12 protein-coding genes are annotated in these 17,425 nt (G+C 58.9%); 2 read left to right on the forward strand and 10 right to left on the reverse strand.

The features are described 5' to 3' along the window. Positions 1 to 139 precede the first annotated feature (139 nt). The 9 genes from ACOYW0_RS19875 to ACOYW0_RS19915 all read right to left on the reverse strand — a co-directional run bounded on the left by ACOYW0_RS19875 (position 140) and on the right by ACOYW0_RS19915 (position 7,963). Positions 140 to 568, reverse strand: a complete 429-nt coding sequence (locus tag ACOYW0_RS19875; RefSeq protein WP_482415520.1) for a hypothetical protein — start codon at positions 566 to 568, stop codon at positions 140 to 142. 347 nt (positions 569 to 915) lie between these two features. After that, positions 916 to 1,380: a GNAT family N-acetyltransferase gene (locus tag ACOYW0_RS19880; RefSeq protein WP_482415521.1), complete on the reverse strand. Its 465-nt coding sequence runs from the start codon at positions 1,378 to 1,380 to the stop codon at positions 916 to 918. Continuing rightward, complete coding sequence (locus tag ACOYW0_RS19885; protein WP_482415522.1) at positions 1,377 to 1,928, reverse strand: GNAT family N-acetyltransferase; 552 nt, start codon at positions 1,926 to 1,928, stop codon at positions 1,377 to 1,379. The genes ACOYW0_RS19880 and ACOYW0_RS19885 overlap by 4 nt, the downstream gene beginning before the upstream one ends. Before the next feature lie 217 nt (positions 1,929 to 2,145). Next, entirely contained in the window at positions 2,146 to 3,264 is a 1,119-nt protein-coding gene (locus ACOYW0_RS19890; protein WP_482415523.1) for a patatin-like phospholipase family protein, read from the reverse strand. Positions 3,265 to 3,834: 570 nt separating this feature from the next. Continuing rightward, the gene (locus tag ACOYW0_RS19895; protein ID WP_482415524.1) at positions 3,835 to 4,602 is read right to left on the reverse strand and encodes an ABC transporter ATP-binding protein; all 768 of its coding nucleotides are present in this window, start codon (positions 4,600 to 4,602) and stop codon (positions 3,835 to 3,837) included. Next, complete coding sequence (locus tag ACOYW0_RS19900; RefSeq protein ID WP_482415525.1) at positions 4,599 to 5,438, reverse strand: ABC transporter permease; 840 nt, start codon at positions 5,436 to 5,438, stop codon at positions 4,599 to 4,601. The genes ACOYW0_RS19895 and ACOYW0_RS19900 overlap by 4 nt, the downstream gene beginning before the upstream one ends. Before the next feature lie 107 nt (positions 5,439 to 5,545). Continuing rightward, positions 5,546 to 6,667: a CmpA/NrtA family ABC transporter substrate-binding protein gene (locus ACOYW0_RS19905; RefSeq protein ID WP_482415526.1), complete on the reverse strand. Its 1,122-nt coding sequence runs from the start codon at positions 6,665 to 6,667 to the stop codon at positions 5,546 to 5,548. 326 nt (positions 6,668 to 6,993) lie between these two features. Then, on the reverse strand, positions 6,994 to 7,341 hold the full coding sequence (locus tag ACOYW0_RS19910; RefSeq protein ID WP_180143966.1) for a peptide chain release factor family protein: 348 nt from the start codon (positions 7,339 to 7,341) through the stop codon (positions 6,994 to 6,996). Positions 7,342 to 7,456: 115 nt separating this feature from the next. Further along, positions 7,457 to 7,963, reverse strand: coding sequence for an NHL repeat-containing protein (locus ACOYW0_RS19915; protein WP_482415527.1), 507 nt, complete (start codon positions 7,961 to 7,963; stop codon positions 7,457 to 7,459). Positions 7,964 to 8,238: 275 nt separating this feature from the next. On the opposite strand from ACOYW0_RS19915, the gene ACOYW0_RS19920 reads away from it, so the two are divergent. Next, positions 8,239 to 9,129: a LysR family transcriptional regulator gene (locus ACOYW0_RS19920; RefSeq protein ID WP_482415528.1), complete on the forward strand. Its 891-nt coding sequence runs from the start codon at positions 8,239 to 8,241 to the stop codon at positions 9,127 to 9,129. On the opposite strand, the gene ACOYW0_RS19925 is transcribed toward ACOYW0_RS19920, so the two are convergent. Further along, positions 9,101 to 9,556, reverse strand: a complete 456-nt coding sequence (locus ACOYW0_RS19925) for a hypothetical protein (RefSeq protein ID WP_482415529.1) — start codon at positions 9,554 to 9,556, stop codon at positions 9,101 to 9,103. The genes ACOYW0_RS19920 and ACOYW0_RS19925 overlap by 29 nt on opposite strands. Before the next feature lie 798 nt (positions 9,557 to 10,354). Here ACOYW0_RS19925 and ACOYW0_RS19930 point away from each other — a divergent pair. Continuing rightward, on the forward strand, positions 10,355 to 17,398 hold the full coding sequence (locus ACOYW0_RS19930; RefSeq protein WP_482415530.1) for a LamG-like jellyroll fold domain-containing protein: 7,044 nt from the start codon (positions 10,355 to 10,357) through the stop codon (positions 17,396 to 17,398). Positions 17,399 to 17,425 lie beyond the last annotated feature (27 nt).

A 17,425-nucleotide genomic window follows, 5' to 3' on the forward strand; every position in this document is an offset into this window, starting at 1 on the left:
GTGCAGGGAGGGGCGTCAGCAAGAAAGTCCTCCGGGGCAAAGCGGGTGCCTTGAATACAGGACAGCGCATCTGTTCGCGGCACATCATTCCAGGGCGTGAACGGACAACGGGTGCAACTTGGTAACGAGGGGACGGGCGCTATTGAGCAAGCAGCCTCACGAAGGCGACATCATAGGTGGCGTTCTGGATGGCATGGTAATATTCCCCTTCCAGGGCGTCTTTCTCCTTGTTGTATTTCAGAAAATAACGTGATCCCGGGTAGTGCCTGTCCTGAAATTCAATAAACAGATGGACCCTGTTTTGCCGGACAGTCCAATTCGCCTTGTGGACATGGATGCTTCGGGGATTGAAGTAGGACGAATGCATCGCCCCGTCGGGGCCGATGTCGCTGATGGAAAGCCGATAGGGTGCGTCCTGCCTGACCCATTGCCCGTTTAGCCGCTGGGCCATGGACAGCTCCCTTGTCTCCGCAGACGATACCTTTACGGGGGTATGGGCCAGGAACAGGGCAAGGACTGAGAGGAGCGCCATCAACCCGATGGGTGACATGTTTTTTGTTCGTTTCATCGCTGTTCGTCTCTTTTCTGGAAGGGTGGCTTGTGAAGGGCATGGGACCCTTGGGGATCCCCACGATGGCCGGGATGATGCGGTTCAATGCCTTTGGTATTCTTAAGAACTGCAGGAGTAAATGAGGTGCTCTGCGTGAGGATGGGTGTAGATTTTATAAATATTTACAAGAGTTTTTGGGGTATGTCAATGCGCTGAGGGACGACTGATGGGTGCCGGGACGTCGCTTACGGAGAGTTGATCCGTGCAAGGGCGTTGATCCTTTGGGGAGGCGGCATTGTCACGGCCCGTCCATGCCGCCTTTGCTCCCTTCAGGTACCAGGCCTGCCGGTGCCCGGCGCAGGCCTTCAGCGCCCAGGTATCCCAGCCTGTTCCATGATGACCGTGGGCAGACCCGCCGGGTTGTTTCCGCCGTCTTCCCGCTCGACAAACCCGAAGCGGGCGTAGAGGGCCCGTGCGGCGCGCCCTTCGGGTACCGAGTCGTCAAAGGTCTGGACGACAATGTTTTTTTCTGGGTTGAGGCGGGCCAGAGCCTTTTCAAGGAGGGCCGCACCAAGGCCTCTTCCCCGATGGGCCCCAGAAACGGCAAGCCATGCGACCTCGTTGGTGGCCGGGGAGATGACAACGCCTCCGGCAAGGGGGGCGTCCGTCTCCAGCCGAAGGCAAAAGGCACTTTCGTCTTTGATGGCCTGCTTCAATGCGGCTTGGAACGAGGCGTCGTCGGCCATGGGCCCGAAGAGCGGCTCAACCTCCCGGGCCAGAGCGAGCCAAGCCCCAAGATCCGATGCGATGGCTGTGCGTACGTCGGTCATGCCTGTATCTCGCAGGCCATCTCATAATAGTGATTGGCGTTGAATTCGAATTCGTTGATGATATCGAGGCCGAGCTTTCGCGTATGCGCCGCGTGGGACCTCGGGTTGTTTTTGTTCACAAAGGTGACCAGCACCGGGTACCGTTTTGCCATGGTCTCTTTCATGAGGTGAAAGACGCTCTCCAGGACGCCCTGGCCCCTGAGGCGCTTATCGACGCATATGGGACCGTACTGAAAGGAGTTGTCCACACTCAGCACCCGGCCGTGGTAGGTCAGCTCGGGGAGCCCTTTGATCATGTGGGCGAACATGGGCCATACCGACCAGAATTCCCAGGAGGCCGCCATGGCGTAAGCCACCACCTCATTCTCCTCCTTTGCAATGAACAGCCCCTGTTCCCGGGTGATCAACGCGTCCAGTTGGGCCTCAGTAAAGGGGGTGGTGACAAAGCCGTCCTTTTTATCTGCCTCGTCGATGGAGTCAACCTGGTACCTGTAATGAAGGCGGAGCGTGCTTTCGATATCCGATGGGTCAGCAATCTTTACTTCCACTGTCATTCCTTCCGTTGTTGCGTGTGTCCTGTCTGGCAATCCGGACGCAGATGGCCCGGCTTATCTCTGTATGGCTGTGCGGGCGACACCCCTCGGAAACAAAGAGGGGATTCGCCTGATTTAACCCGCATATTTCTTCAATACCTTAGAACCCGTCATGGAATAAACCTGTTTTTTTATGAAAAAGCAGCAGGAGGTCTCCTCGCAAGGGGGGGGGCTACCCGACGTGATCGGTGCCGATGTCGAAAAATTCGTGCTTTAAGTCCACGGTGGACCGTTTTCCGATGGACTCATAGTTTTCCGAGAGCCAGGTCTCTGCGGTGGCGCGGCCCCGGTTGAACAGGTCCGTGAGGAATCCCCAGTCGCTGTTGAATTTGCTGGAGACCTTCAGGTCACACAGGATCCTGTCCGCCCGTATGGAGTGCATCAGCATGTGCTTCAGGCGGCCCTTGTACTCGTCTTTGAGCCAGCCTTCTTCTATGAGTTTGGTGATAAAGGCGATGGCCCGCAGCTCTTTGAGCAGGGAGGCGTTGAAGGTGATTTCGTTCAGGCGGTCCGTGATGTCGCTGGCGTCTGTGGGGAGTTCTTCCCGGTCCATGGGGTTGATGTGGATGATCACCACGTCCCGGGTGTCGGTATGGTAAAACAGGGGGAAAATTGCCGGGTTGCCCATGTAGCCGCCGTCCCAGTAGTGATCGCCGTTGATCTTTACGGCCTGGAACAGTTGGGGCAGGCAGGCCGAGGCCATGACCACATCCAGGGTGATCTCATCGGTGGTAAATATCCGGACTTTTCCGCTCCTGACCCTGGTGGTGCTGATGAACAGCCTGGTCTCCTGGCAGCGGTTCAGTACCTGGAAGTCCACGGCTTTGTCGAGGATATCCCGCAGGGGGTTGATGTTCATGGGGTTGAACTGGTAGGGAGAAAAGGCCCGGGTCATGAGCTCGAACATGTTGAATGAAAACGAGGTGTCCATGTTCCAGGTGCCGCTCCATGCCTCCCAGGGGGCCTGTTGCATCGGGCTCATGATGCGGGCGGTGTCGCTGATGGTTTTCCAGAAGTCGTACAGCGCCTGCCTGGCGCCGTCGTCCCCTCCGACCATGTTGCCGTAGGCATACACCACAGCATTCATGGCCCCTGCGCTTGTTCCGCACAACCCGTCGATTCTCAATCGTCCGTCCTCAATGATCCGGTCCATGACGCCCCACGTGAATGCACCGTGGGCCCCGCCACCCTGGAGGGCCAGGTTGATGGTTTTTTCATGGCTGCCATTTTTTTCCGGGATCGGGCATCCGCAGTCGTCACTGGCGGGGGGCTTGTTTTCCGGCCTGTTCATAGGGGCTCCTTATTTTTTGAAAGAGGCAAGGGATGGCCTTGCCCTGCGGCAATGGCGTCTTCGTGTGGTTCACGAGCTGTTTTTCGGCCATGAGTCCGTAGGAGATGTGGTGACAGTGTATTGATGAATGGGGGTGGTGTATTCTTGTATTTAATTTAACATGTTACTCGAAGCGTTCTCAACGCCTGCGAAAAAAAACCTTTCCGCTGTTTCCATGGATTGCCCGAAGGGTGAGATAACCGAGAGTTACATTTTGTGTTTTTGAACTATCTGATTGTTCTGATGGTAACTGATTGTATTGCTTTCTTATAATCTCGTAATTATTAGGGCCGGTGCAAAGGATTTTACCGAAGAGAAAAAGGCCTTTGAACTGCCTGAGCCCGCAAACACCTCTGGAGGATAAGCACTCCTCCTCGGAACGCCCCAAGACAAACAAAAAAAGCCGCACCCTTTGAGAAAAAGGGTGCGGCTTTTTTTGTGATGATTCAGGCGATACCGGTGACGGTTCTCAACCAGCTTTCAATGTGGCATACCTTGCCGCTGGCGGTATGTTGCTTAACTCTTGACCTCTTATCGCTCGGGCTCCAGCTCTTTGAGGATATGGTCCGTCAGCTCTCCGAATCGGGGCATGGAGCGGCGCCGTGGGCGCTCTAAGTCCACGTCCAGTGTGTTTCGAATCCTTCCCGGGCTTCCGGTCATGATCACGATGCGGTCGGCCAGGAAGACCGCTTCGTCCACGCTGTGGGTCACCAGGACAATGGTTTTGCGGGTCATCTCCCAGACATTGAGCAGCTCCTGCTGCAGGAGGATGCGGGTGTGGGCGTCCAGGGCGCCGAAGGGCTCGTCCATGAACAACAGGTCCGGATTGGTGGCCAGGGCCCGGGCAATGGCCACCCGCTGCTTCATGCCCCCGGACAGCTCATGGGGGTAGGCACCGGCAAAGGGTGTCATGCCCACCATGTCAAGGAACTCCATGGCCCTGCCGTGGCGGGTCTCCTTGTCCGCACCGGCAAACCTCAACCCCGAAGCCACGTTGTCACGGGCCGTGAGCCAGGGAAACAGGGAGTACTCCTGGAACACGAGGCCGATGTGTTCACACGGTTTGATGACGGGGGCACCGCGGTAGTGCACCGTGCCTTCGGTGGCCTTTTCAAGGCCGGAGGCGATGCGCAGGATGGTGGACTTGCCGCACCCCGAAGGCCCCACAATGCAGGTAAACGAGTGCTCCTCCATGGCCAGGTTGATGTCGGTGACCGCTGTGACGGTTTCTCCGCGCCTCGTGGTAAAGGTTTTGGACAGGTTCTCTATGGTGACGATGTTCTGTGGTAGGTGGGTCATGGGTTGGACTGCCTTTGCCAGCTGAATTTTTGCGTTTCAATGTGGTGAAAAAGCCTGTCCATCAGGGCCCCCACAACGCCGATGGAGACCATACCCGCGATGACGATATCGGTTGCGGCCAGGGTAAAGGCGTGGGTGATCATGTAGCCGATGCCTGACAGGGAGCCCGGGAGCATCTCTGCGGACACAAGGCACATCCACGCGATGCCCAGGCCAATGCGCATCCCGGTGATGATGGACGGCATGGCAGCCGGAAGGAGCACCCGGGTAAACACCTGGGCCTCGCTTGCCCCCAGCACCCTGGCCGAGTCGATGAGGGTGGGGTTGACATGCCGTACCCCGTGGATGGTGGCGGTGAGGATGGGGAAAAATGCTCCGATGGCGATGATGAAGAGCATGGCAAAGGTGATGTTGTTCAGGGTCACAAAGAGCTGGCCTGTCTCTACTCCCGTGAGGGTGGCCAGGCTGGAGACGCCGAACCACGCCATGACCAGGGGGACCCAGGCCAGGGGAGGGATGGGCCGGAAGAGGTTTAAGAACCCGTTGAAAAATCGAAAGGCAAGGGCGTAGTACCCCATGACAATCCCTAAGGGCACGGCGATGAGGGCCGCCGCCGAGTACCCGATGAGCACGCGTGTGAGGCTCACCAGGACGTTGTCTATCAGAGAACCCATGCTGATGAGATCATGGGTGGGGTGGGCCAGAAGCCCCGCCACCTGGTCCATGCCCGGCAGGATGACCTGGTTGGCGATCCGCTGGGAGAGAAAGGCCCAGGCCAGGGCAAAGAGGGTCGGTGCCAGAAAGGGCAGGGAAAGGGATATGACGTTTTTTTTCATGTTGATTCCAGACATCTCACCAAGGGCCGTGGTGCTGTTTTTTGAGCTATATCGTTACAGGCCTTGTCCCGAAAAGCTGGGAACAAGGCCTGTTGCAACCCGAATGCTTACTTTTTGACAAAGGAAAAGTCATAGAGGAGGGGCGTTGCGCTCTTTAAATCCTCCCCTTTGAGCACGCCGCGGAATTTGTTCATGCGGTTGAGCATGGCAAGGAAGACATCTTCTCCTTTCAGCCAGTTTTCCGTGGGATCCGTGGTGTAGATGATGGACGATTTTTCAACGGCCTTGGCGGGCACGCCGATCCATTTTGCTGAAATCTGAGCGGTTTCCGCCTTCTCGGCATTGCACCAGGTGGCGGAAGCTGCCAGGAGGTCTGTCATGGCCTGGACCACGGCGGGATGCGATTTGATGAGGCTGTCGCTTGCGCCCAGGGCGCAGCAGGGAAAGTCTGTCCACTGGCCTTTCGGGGGCAGGTCCCTTGAGTTGAGGGCAACATGGCCGACCTTGCGGAACTCTGCGACGGCAGGGTGGGGGGCAGGGCCAACCCAGCAGTCCACCTGGCCGCTGACCAGGGCGGGGATGAGGTTGGCTGTGGACTTCAGGTCCACCATGAGGATGTCGGCGTCGATGTTGTTGGGGTTGCCCGTGGTGGTGAAGCCCGCCTCCCGAAGAGCTCCTTCAAAGACGATGCGGGGCGCGCTGGTGGGGGAGTGGTAGCCGATTTTAAAGGGCACCTTGGAGGCCTTGATGGCAGCAGCCACCTCGTCGTACCCGCTGATGGTGCTTCCCTTGGGAAAGACCATGCTCAGGCCGTCCACATGCAGGGGGCAGAGCATCTTGACCTTGGTGCCTTTGTCGATGCCGCTCATGAAGGCTGTGCTTGAGGCAAGACCCAGATCCAGGCGGTTCATGGCAAAGAGGGTGGATGTCTCGGATCCGTTTTTGGAGACAATGAAGTTGATGACGGCAAGGGGGGTGCCGTCCGCGGCCATGAGTTTGTATTTTTGCTTGGGCACCATGGGGGCAAGGTACGCACCGCATTCTTTGAAGGCATCTCCCCTGTCGGCGGCAACCATGAGGGGGGTGTGGTGCGTGGTGAAGATGTATCCCATGTAAAGGCTCGGGATCTTTTTGGGGGCAGCGTAGGCTGCGGATGCCAGGCACAGGGCCACGATCAGGGTGGTCATGGCTGTTCTGGCAAGGGTTCGTGCAAGGGGACGGGTGTTCATCGGTATGCCTCCGGTCATGGTGCTTTGGTCCTTGTCTCACATGGATAAAGCGGGGTGTTTGTTTTTTCGGGCTCTACTGCCCCTTTGGGCGCATGCGAGACAGCTGAACCCGCTTTCGGACTGGGGACCGGTGGGGTTGCTGCACGTGGTTTTAAAGGGGAATTGCCCGTGGAATGGGAAGGAAAATAGGAAACTCGGGAAGGGAAGTCAAAATGCTTATATTGATGTTCTGTTGAAAACCGATAGGAATTTTCAATGATGATGCGGTGAAGGGGGCTGCTTTGACGGGAGCCGCCGGGAGGGGAGTGAACCTCGGGGTTACGGTATCAGGGGGTGGTCTTGGAGCGGCTGCGACGTTTTCGTCTCTGTTTCTGGCGCCTGATTTTTTCGGCTGCCGCATCAACCCGTGATGTGCCGTGGAGGGTCTCGTCGATTTTATCCACAAGGAGCCTGAGCCCCAGGAATCGGTTGAGGGTTTGGGACCGCTTGGCTCCGTATTTGACGATGATCCCCGTGGGACGATGCTTCAGGTGAACGCAGGAGGCCACCTTGTTGAGGCGTTGCCCGCCCCGGCCCGATGAGCGGATGAAGGTCTCTTCGATGTCTCCGGGTTTGATTCCCAGGGCGTCCATCCTTGCCTTCAATTCTTTGAGTTTTTTATCTCCCGGCCCCATGGTGTCCTGTGCGTATCTGGCGTTGTGGTGTGGGGGGTGCCTTTTCCGTACCGTTTACGGGGCACCCCTTCTTCAGTCCTTAACACAGGCCGGGGCCGGGCCTCAAGGCACCTCGTTACAGAGCACCTTCCACAACGGCGCCGACTCCCTTGATTCTGGCGATGGATCCATTGCCGGGGCAGGCCACGGTGAGGTTTCCGTCCCGGTCCACGGCAATGCCCGTGGGCCTGCTCAGCCCTTCGGCCACCAGGGTTTTTGTTCCGTTGGGGCAGATGCACTGGATGGTGCCGTGGGAACCTTCGGCCACATAGAGCCTGCCCTTGGCGTCCATGGCAAGGCCTGTGGGGGTCCGAAGGCCCATGGCAAAAAGGATCTGCGAGCCATCGGGGTACATCAGGATCACCTGGCCGTTTTCCGGGTCGGCGATATAGAGGTTTCCGCGGCGATCCATGGTGACGGCAGACGGGGGGGCCTGGGTTGCCTTGGTAAAGGAGATCTTCGCAGCCGGTGCCCGTGGGGCCGGAGATGTGTCGTCGGCACGGCAGGCCGTGGAGAAGGACGTCAGGGCAACGGCAAGTCCCAGGAGAAAACAGCAACGTGTGGCAGTGTGTGAATAACTCATCTTTGTCTTCCTCGTTTCATGGTCTTGCCCGGATACTTCACGAGTCGAGTGTTTCCATCGTCAAGGCGTAAGGGCTGCAGATGTCGCGCTTTATCTCATCGCCAGGATTCGATGGTTTTCTCATGAAAGATCCAGGTTGGGTTGCTTCCTTACATACAATGTGGTGTATTGATACGTCTAATATATGTTTGTGTAGTGATTCATATGAATTTCAAATCGATCTTCCCTTGAGGCAACCTCTCTCGGTTTCTAAGGGAGCGAAGGAGTAATTTTGTATGGAACTGAGGCAACTGAAATACTTTCTGGCCGTGGCCGAGGAGCTGCATTTCGGCAACGCGGCCCGTCGCATGAATATCTCGCAACCCCCCTTGTCCCAGCAGGTCAAGCAGCTGGAAGAAGAGCTCGGGGCAAAGTTGTTTGAGAGGACGAGTCGGTCGGTGGCCCTGACCCCGGAAGGTACTTTTTTCAAGGAAGAGGCAAGAGCTATCCTGGAAAGGCTGGAGCGGGCAGGCGATACCGTGCGAGCCATGGCCCGTGGTGAGGAGGGGGCGCTCTCCATCGGCTTTGTGGTGATCATCAACCAGAGCCTGTTGCCGGAGGTGATCCTGGACTTTCAGCAACGGTTTCCGAAGGTTCGGCTGGAGCTCAAGGAGATGACCACTTCCTGCCAGCTGGAGTCGGTAAGGAACGGGAGTCTGGATATCGGGTTTATCCGGTACCACAATCAGGACCTGAGCGGGCTCTGCAAGAAAACATACATCAAGGAAAACTATGTTCTGGCCCTCTCGGACCGGCATCCCCTGGCCAGGCGATCAAAGATCAGCCTGGGGGAGCTCACCGACGAGCCCCTGGTCATGTTCAAGCGAGACAACCTGCCGGCCCTGTATGACGAGATCGTTCAAACGTTTACCCGGGCCGGGATGAGGCCCCGCATGGTGCAGGAGACCAACCGGCGCCTTACGGCCATTGCCCTTGTGGCCGCAGGCATGGGGGTGAGCCCGGTGCCGGAGTCCACCCGTCGCCTGGGGCGCGAAGGGGTGACCTACCTCCCCATCGTGGAATCCTTACCGGAGATTGAGGTGGCGGCGGTCTGGGCAGATAAGGGGGGTGCCAGCGTCTTGGACTCTTTTGTGGCGGTTATGGAGTCGCATCGCCACCGGGACTGAGGGTGGCCCAGCCACCGACGGTGCCCGCCGCAAAGAGGCCTCCCACGGATAGGGCGGCCGCGGACATGACCACGAACCTTGGCGCGATGGGGATGGAGGTCACCACAACCCCTGCAATGACGAGAACCTCGGGAATGAGAACAAGGCCCCTTAGGATATAGATTCCGCTGATGATGATCAGCATCTGACGCAACCAGGGCAGGCGTCTGACGGTTCCGGCCCCGGACAGGGCGTAGAACCCGAACAGGATCAGGAATCCGCTCACGAAAAAACTCGCTCCTATCAGGGCGGTTTTATTGCCCACAAGGGTCTCCGGGGCTCCGAAATAGAGACTGAGGGAGGGGGAGAAGGCCAGCCCTGCTTGAAAAAGCGCCAGTGCAAACTGGAAGATACCCGATGCAAGCAAGATCTTCTGTGTCGTTGTCATGGATGCGGCTCCCTGTGGTGTTTTTTGCTTGGCTCTCCTTGATGAAGGCAGGAGAGTCATTTTTTTATGTGCTCATAAAACTAACATGTTAACTCAGTATGGGGCAATGGTGTGTCCTGAATAGTTAACTTTCTTATTGCTTGACCTTCAGATGTCAGGGATTTGCCGGATTTGTTGTTTTTGAGGGATGTTCCTTCATGGGTGATAGCTGCTGCCGATGCCCGACGGGTCCTGTGAGTATTCCAGAAATATAACGTGAATGACGCATTTGATTTCTGTCTGCGATTAATGATTGATTCGTTAAATAATCTATGTTAGTGCTTACGAGAAATAGTTAAGTTCGCTTCAATGTCCTGTGGCTTTTTGTGTCCAACCTGTTTAAATGCTGCTTTATCTATTGCAGCGCTGGGGGCGCTCGGTGTCCCCTGTTTCGCGGATAATATGTCTGATGCGAAATTCTCCGCGAGCCTTAATGAACCCTGCGGTTTTATATCCCGGATTAAGATAAAAAATCTCCCGGCAGACTTTCCTGATGCCTTGCCATGAAGGCTCCTCGCCCCGGTACGATAGGGGTGGGGGGCTGCCGGTGGCGGGTCGGTCCCTGTTGCCCACGGTGGTACTTACGGGATGGGATTCATTGTTCTACAGTGCGAAATACCCCAAAAAAATAATCTGTTCGCGAAATTCGCCGGTGCGTGGGGCATGGTGGCGGCCGTTGCCCTGCGCCGACACGCGCCGGGACTGTTGCGACGCACACCCACAACCCAACGTCGGACTCTTTCTATGGAGGGCAAAGGCATGGCGGTTTATTTCAAGAATCTTGTCACGTTGTCGTACTTGGGCCGGGTCGTGGTTTTTGGAAACAGGAACACGACGGATGAGAGCTCCAAGGAGATCTTTTTCAACGTCCTGGACCTGCAGACCACCTCTGAAAACGACGCCTTTGACTGGACCGGCTTCAAGCCCGTCGTGTTCACCAAACAGCTTCGACCCGCCGGCATGAGCCTGATCACCCTGGACGAATCCGAGTCCCTGTCCATTTCGCCTGCCGAGGCTCCTTTTCGCGTGGTCTCCGACGAGAAGTACATCTCCATTTTTCGCCAGTCCACCTACGGCACCCTTTACGTGAACCGGTTTACCCTGGTGAGCAGCCCGTCGCGGCGGGACCCCGACGTCACGGAGTTTTCCCTCCAGCCAGCTTGGGAGGTGCGCTTTGAAAAGAGCGGCAAGGAGGATGTGCCGGCCAACGAAAAAGACATCCAGGCGTATCTGGACCCCGAGGGCAAGCCCTTCCTTGAGCCCACCATCGAGCTGAGCATGGTGACGGACATGACCGCAGGGGAGTTTGACGTCTCTCTGTTGCCCGTGATGAACTCGGATCGGTTCTGCTGGCAGTTCACCGTCCTCAACAACACCTCCAAAAAAATCGACCTTTACAACATTCCCGCCGATGGAAACAACCTCTTTGACCTCACCGGGAAAACCGTGGGCACCGACAACAAGCTGCACCCGGACAAGAGCTTTTCGGTGAAGGTGACAAACGGGTCGGATGTCTCCTTTGATGTGACAGGCGCTCCGGCCGCCTCTTTTTACACCAAGCAGGAGAAGGTGGTGGGCCCCGAAGGGGAGACGTCTTCCGTTAAGCGCTCCGGCCGGTTCATGATGGCCTTTGCAGGGACCCACGGAGGCACGGTCTCCACGGCCCTGGTGGATTCTGCGGTGTCGGCGGCCGGGACCCTGGCCGATATCCCGGACGAGCTGACGGCCTCCCTCATCAGCGAAGCCAACTACACCCTTGCTTTCAGCGACATTGCACGGGTGGGGCTTGCTTCTCCTTCGCCCAACCCCCTGGAGATCAGGGGGGCGTTTCAGTTCAACACCTGGATCTATCCCAAGGCCGCCACCGCGGGAAAGCAGTTTATCATCGGCAGCATCGACGCCAGCGCCGAGGCATCCTCCGCCCCCTACCTCGCCCTGGTGGACGGTGCCCGGCTGGAGGTGGGATTCGGTGACGGCACGAAGCGCATCTCCTGCCAGACCCTTCAGCCCCTGGTGTCGGTCAACAACTGGTTCCATGTGGAGGTGACCTACAGTGGTAAGGGGGCCAACCCCTTTACCCTGACGATCAACAGCAGCGGGGCTCCCTTAAGCGATGTCACTGCCGATGCCGAGCCGTCGGGTACGGCCCTTTCATCCATCGGCGCCCAGGGAAGCGGCTTTGTGGGGCTCATCGACAGGACTGTCGTTTCCGTGGGCGGAAGCGAGGTCTGTTCCTTTGAGTTTAACGAGGTCGACTACGGGCAGTCGCCGCCGGTGACGCCCAACAGCACCTCGGGTTCCACGGTGAAAGGCGAAGTATACGGCGCCACCCTGGAACCGTCCAACAGCCCGCTGGGCACGAACACCACCGGGGAGCTGGTCATCGACAAGGACAACCTGAGCATCTACGCCGGGGTGGCGGATTTTCTGACCCCGGCATCGTCTCCCTATCTCATGGAGGGCTCAGACGGCCTGGTACACCTCTACTATGCCGACCACGACACCGATGAGTTTGCCGTGGCGCACTACGCCCTGGACACCTCCCGGGCCTCCTTTTACGCCAACTGGGCCGCGGACGCCGCCCATGACAGCCAGGAGGGCCTGGTCACCTTCATGGCCGTGCGGCCGGGCTCCTACGTGAACAGCGCCACGATTTCTGTTGCCAACTCCTTTTCCACGGCACACTGCGATGTCACCATGACCCATACCGTGTCGGGTACCACCGAGACCTGGAAAGGGGTCCCGAGGTCCCTGGACCGTCTGGTGGCGGTCTTTGCAGGGGATGCCTCGGGGTCGCCCAACGACAGCACCTTGAGTTCCGGGGCCACGGTGTTTTTTGATTACGCGGGCCTTTATCCCGGCGTCTGGGCTCCTTCGGACAATGCGAGTTCCCCGGAGCACTTTGTCTTTATGACCCGTTTTGAAAGCGGGCTGCCCTTAGGCTCGGTGGAGATCCTCGACAACGCCTCGGCTGTCCCGGGCACGGTGAACGTCAACCTTACTATCAACCCCGATCACTGGGCCGCAAACCCCTCGGGGAGCCAGTCCATCACCCAGGCCTGGACCGCAGTGCCCGTGGGGGCCAGGCAGTTCGTGGACGTGATGAACGGCAGCGCCTCCTCCTACGACTACAGCGATGCCGGTTTTTCCAACTGCGACGTCCAGTACCTGGATGCCAGCCTGAGCCTGAGGGCCGAAGCCTCGAACCTTTTGACCGTGTTTGTCCAGAAGAGCCACATCAGCGATTTTGCGGTGCAAATCGCCGGGACAGGCCAGGCCGACTGCGACATGACCGTCACGGCCGGTGGGGCAAGCTATGCGTTTCCAGGGATCAGCCGGGACCAGAACGAGATGGCGCTCCTGCTCAACGGCCAGGGGGAGGCAGGCCACTATCCCGACGGGTACCTGGCCAACGTGGCGCCCTGGGTCATGGCCGTCACCGACGGGCTCCTGGCCCACGTGTCCAATCAGGACAGCAAGGCCCCCACCGAGAACATCCTTGCCGGGGCCATGCTCTTTGCCCAGTTTTTCACCGGAAACATCGACTCCGAATCCCGGGTCGTCCCCCTCACCCAGACCACTGCCACCATCCAGCAGCAGGGCAAGAGCCAGAAAGGCTCAGATGTAACGGTGCTCTCCGAGGGCTCCGGGCTTTTTGCCGCCGTGGCCGACACCACGCCCACCAACGGCGCCGTGGCCGTGGTGAAAAACACCGCCCAGGCCCCGGCCCTTACCCAGGGGACCGACGGCGGATGGATCAAAGAGCCCAACCGCTTTGCCCTGGAGGTCAACAAAACAACCTCGTCCCCCAATTACGTCTCCTTTGATGTCTCCAGGGGGCACATGCCCAGTGAGGTGCTGGCCATTGACGGCGATGTCACCCTGGAGGCCTGGGGCCGTCCTGTTCCCCCCACGGGCGGGGAGACCATTTCAAAGCTGCTGAGCTACCATGTGCACGGCAACGTGGACAACCCGGACAAGGACTTTCAGTACATGATGGGGTACGAGAACTGGTATGTGCCGAGTTTTCGGGCCAGCACCACGGTCTACTCCTCCATCATCCTCAACGAGGGCACGCCCAACGACATCACCCTCCACGGCTTTGTCCGCATCGATTCGTCGGCCCGGGACGACGGCGACCTCTTCGGCATGACCACCAACCAGCTGGTGAAAGAGTACCTGCGGGTCTATTCGGATACCTCCGGCAGCCTGAGCGTCTCCTTTGCCGGAACAAAAAGGATCTCCGGGTCGGCCCCCACCGACACCTGGACGGCCGTGGGCATGACCCTGCGCACCGTCAGCGACACCGAGGTGGAGATCATCCTCTATGTGGACGGGAAGAACCAGGGTTCGGCCACGGTGACCCAGAACTTCACGGATTCCCTGGGCACGCTCTACGGAGGCGGGTATCTGGACACCGGCATGCAGATGAAGATCAATCAGCTCGCCCTCTGGCCCCGGGCCCTGGATCCCATCTCCATGGAGCGCCTGGCCGAAAGCGGGGTCTCCCAGGTGGTGAACCCGCCCCTGGTCTGCCTGAATTTAAACGACGGCCTGGACACCATGGTGGCCAGCAACTCCAGTTACCTGGGTTCCGAATACAACGGCACCTACCAGAACCTGGACAACTCCTCCTGGAGCCAGGACGGGGGGCTCTTCATGAGCCCCTTTGCGGCCAACGATCAGGAGGCCCTGGTGGCAAAGGACACCGGCAGCAAGGCCTGGACCCATTCGGCCTTTGTCTTCCGTCAGGGCTTCTGCCTTGAGATGATCGACGAAAACTACGTGGACTGCGGCGGGGATTCCAGCCTGAAGATCGTTGAAAAAGGGGCCATGGAAGCCTGGGTGAAACCGGCTGAAGAGGCGGGGATCTACCGGATCATCGCCTCCAAGAACGGAAGCTACACCCTGGGGCTCTACCCTGACGGTACCGCCTTTTTCGAGCTCTCCATTGAGTCGGGGGATGCCGCCCACACCCTCACCGTCAAGGCCTCTTCGGCCATCGCGGGCGGGCAGACCGGTTACCTGACGGCCACCGCCGAGATTCGGAGCATCGATCAGGAGTACGTGGACGGGCAGCCGGCCAAACCCCAGAAATACGGGGTCTACCTTGATCTTTACGTGGACGGCGCCCTGTCCGGTTCCTTTAAAAAAGAGGACTTTGACAAGCCGGTCCAGACCAGGGAGTCCGATGAGCACCTCTACCTGTGCGGTTCCCCCAAGCTCAACCAGATCTACCACGGCAAGATCGGCGAGGTGCGGTTCTGGAACCGGGTGCTGGAGGCCGATGAGATCCGTCAGGCCTTTCTTACCCACCGTCCGCCCGTTAACTCCGACGGCCTGATCTCTTACTGGCGTTTCTCCGAGATGAAGGGGCAGACGGCCTTTGACAGCAAGGACGTCAACAACGCCACCATCACCAGCGGGGAGCTGTGGCAGCTCTTCCCGGAGATCGCCACCACCGTCTTTTACGTGGACGGGGGCGAGTCCAACGTGGAGCACGTGCCCGTGGCGGATCTGGGCGGCTACGGCGACCAGGGCACCTTCACCCTGGGGACCTCCCTGGTGAGCAATGCGTCCCGGTACCCCCTCAAGGGGGGCATGGACGAGGTGAGGATCTGGAAGGCCCAGCTCACAGGGGAGCAGATCTCCGACAACATGAACCGGACCCTCTCCGGCGCGGAGACGAACCTGGCCGCCTACTGGCGCTTTGACAGCGGGTCGGGCCTGGAGGTGGGGGACCGCACCGGCCGCGGCAACACCGGCACCTTTGTTCCGGCAGATGTTGCCACGGGTCCGGCCTGGATTGCTTCGGACGCTCCCATCAGCAATGAGGCGCCCGTGGTCTACAATGCCCTGAACGGCATCAAGACCCTGGCCCTGGCCCGCATCACGGGGCAGCCCTCGGTGATTGAGTACAGCGATCTCCAGGTCAACGCCTACGGCGATGTGTTCAGCGTCATGAAGCGGGCCTATATTTATGAGGACAAAGGAAGCGGCCAGCAGGTGCTCTACACCGGGTTCAAGGTGGGGGACCTGGACACCATCTACATCGGCCAGGTGCAGACCAAGCCCTCGGTCATCGGGTTCATCGAAGGAGCGCCCCCGCTGCCCAGCGAGAACCAGACCTTCCCGTATTGGAATTATCCCGCCTCGGACAACAGCAACTATGCCGGGGCCACCTCCGTGGATATGACCGAGGCCAGCGAGGTGGAGTACAGCTTTTCCGCATCCCAGAACGACGGCTCCCGTCTGACCTTCGGAAGCAAGCTGGGCATCATCAGCGAAGGGGATGTGAAGAGTTCGGTGGGCCTGGGCGTGGAGGCGGAGACCACCCTGTTCGAATACGGGATCTCCGGGGGCGGCAAGCACAGTTTTGAACTGGCCAACTCCACGATCCAGGAGAGTTCCCTGAAGAACCGGACCTCCATCAGCAAGATCAGCGCCTTCCGGCCCGGGGGCTCCTGGGAGAGCATCTCCGATATGGTCAACGATGCCGTGGGACTGCGGTTTATCACGGACAACGCCGGGGTGGCCATTGTCAAGTCCGGCACAGCGGATCTCTACATGCTGGCCATCAAGGGGACCCGCACCCCTGTACGGTACAGCGTGGTGCCCAACGAAGACATCCCCGAGGACATGAACCTCATCCCCTTTCCCATCAACAACCGCTACATCAAGCAGGGCACCCTGGACGGCAAGATCGGCCTGGAAAACGATCCGGATTACCCGGACGCCAATCTGGTCCGGGGCAGTTACTTCAAGCCTGTGGAGGCATACTCCCTCAAGCGCAAGATCGAGCGCAAGGAAAAGGAGCTGGAGGGCTACTACGAGCAGTTTGCAACAGACGGCGGCATGACCATCGAGGACTTTACGGCCAAGATCAAGGACAACCCGGCCTTTGACTGGTCCCGCAAGATCTCCAACCGCAATATCGTCAACACCTACGTCTGGTCGTCCAGCGGGGCCACCTACGCAGAGCAGACCTCGGTGATGGACACCTATTCGGAGACCTTCTCCGGGGTGGAGCTGGTGGACAACGGGGGCGGGCTTTTTGTGGAGACCAAGATCAACAAGCCCATCGGTCCCTTGGCCGAGTTTGACCTGATGTTCAGCGTCAGCCTGGAAAAGACGGCCACCAAGGCCAAGGAGGCGTCCCAGTCCTTTGACCTGAGCTGCTCGGCAAATGCGGAGAGCACCCTGGTGGCTCCCATCGTGAGCGAGCAGGGCGGCAACCCCCACCTCGACGGCATGACCACCGAGCTGGCACCGGGCAAGGTGGACGGCTACCGGTACCTTGCCTTCTACCTCACCCCGTCCGAGGAAAATTTCCAGACTCTGTTTTCTACGGTGATGGATCCCAACTGGCTCCACAACAGCGTGGATGCCAACGCCGTGGCCCTGAGGCAGGCGTCGGTGGCCGAAAACGGCTGCTGGCGCATTTTGTACCGGGTGACCTTTGTGAGCCGGATCCCGGCGAAATTCCAGCCCGTGAAGTCCGAGACCCAGCCTCCCAACATCGATCCCCCGGCCAACCTGGATTTCAACGTGTGGCTGACGCAGATCGTGGAAAAGCTTGTGGACACGGACACGCCCACCCCCGAAGAGATCGGCAGCGCCGTGGCCCGGACCCTGGGCACGGACTCTTCGGATGTCGGTGTGCTGGGGGCTGTTTTGCCCTGGTGGACGGCGTTTCTTACCGCCGCGGAGACCTACGGCTCCAAGGAGTACAAGGCCTTGCTCACCCTGAGGGAGGACCTGTTGCGCTACATGATCGAGAAGTACGAAGCAGACCAATTGTGATGTGGGGTTTACCCCACCAACAGACAA

The organism is Desulfoluna sp. HI9BLuna (assembly GCF_056829775.1).

Bases quoted from the DNA above. Each gene is read 5' to 3' on its own strand.
- ACOYW0_RS19905 (WP_482415526.1), bottom strand. From the start codon at position 6,667: ATGAACACCCGTCCCCTTGCACGAACCCTTGCCAGAACAGCCATGACC.
- ACOYW0_RS19900 (WP_482415525.1), bottom strand. From the start codon at position 5,438: ATGAAAAAAAACGTCATATCCCTTTCCCTGCCCTTTCTGGCACCGACC.
- ACOYW0_RS19910 (WP_180143966.1), bottom strand. From the start codon at position 7,341: ATGGGGCCGGGAGATAAAAAACTCAAAGAATTGAAGGCAAGGATGGAC.
- ACOYW0_RS19915 (WP_482415527.1), bottom strand. From the start codon at position 7,963: ATGAGTTATTCACACACTGCCACACGTTGCTGTTTTCTCCTGGGACTT.
- ACOYW0_RS19895 (WP_482415524.1), bottom strand. From the start codon at position 4,602: ATGACCCACCTACCACAGAACATCGTCACCATAGAGAACCTGTCCAAA.
- ACOYW0_RS19920 (WP_482415528.1), top strand. From the start codon at position 8,239: ATGGAACTGAGGCAACTGAAATACTTTCTGGCCGTGGCCGAGGAGCTG.
- ACOYW0_RS19930 (WP_482415530.1), top strand. From the start codon at position 10,355: ATGGCGGTTTATTTCAAGAATCTTGTCACGTTGTCGTACTTGGGCCGG.
- ACOYW0_RS19875 (WP_482415520.1), bottom strand. From the start codon at position 568: ATGAAACGAACAAAAAACATGTCACCCATCGGGTTGATGGCGCTCCTC.
- ACOYW0_RS19925 (WP_482415529.1), bottom strand. From the start codon at position 9,556: ATGACAACGACACAGAAGATCTTGCTTGCATCGGGTATCTTCCAGTTT.
- ACOYW0_RS19880 (WP_482415521.1), bottom strand. From the start codon at position 1,380: ATGACCGACGTACGCACAGCCATCGCATCGGATCTTGGGGCTTGGCTC.
- ACOYW0_RS19890 (WP_482415523.1), bottom strand. From the start codon at position 3,264: ATGAACAGGCCGGAAAACAAGCCCCCCGCCAGTGACGACTGCGGATGC.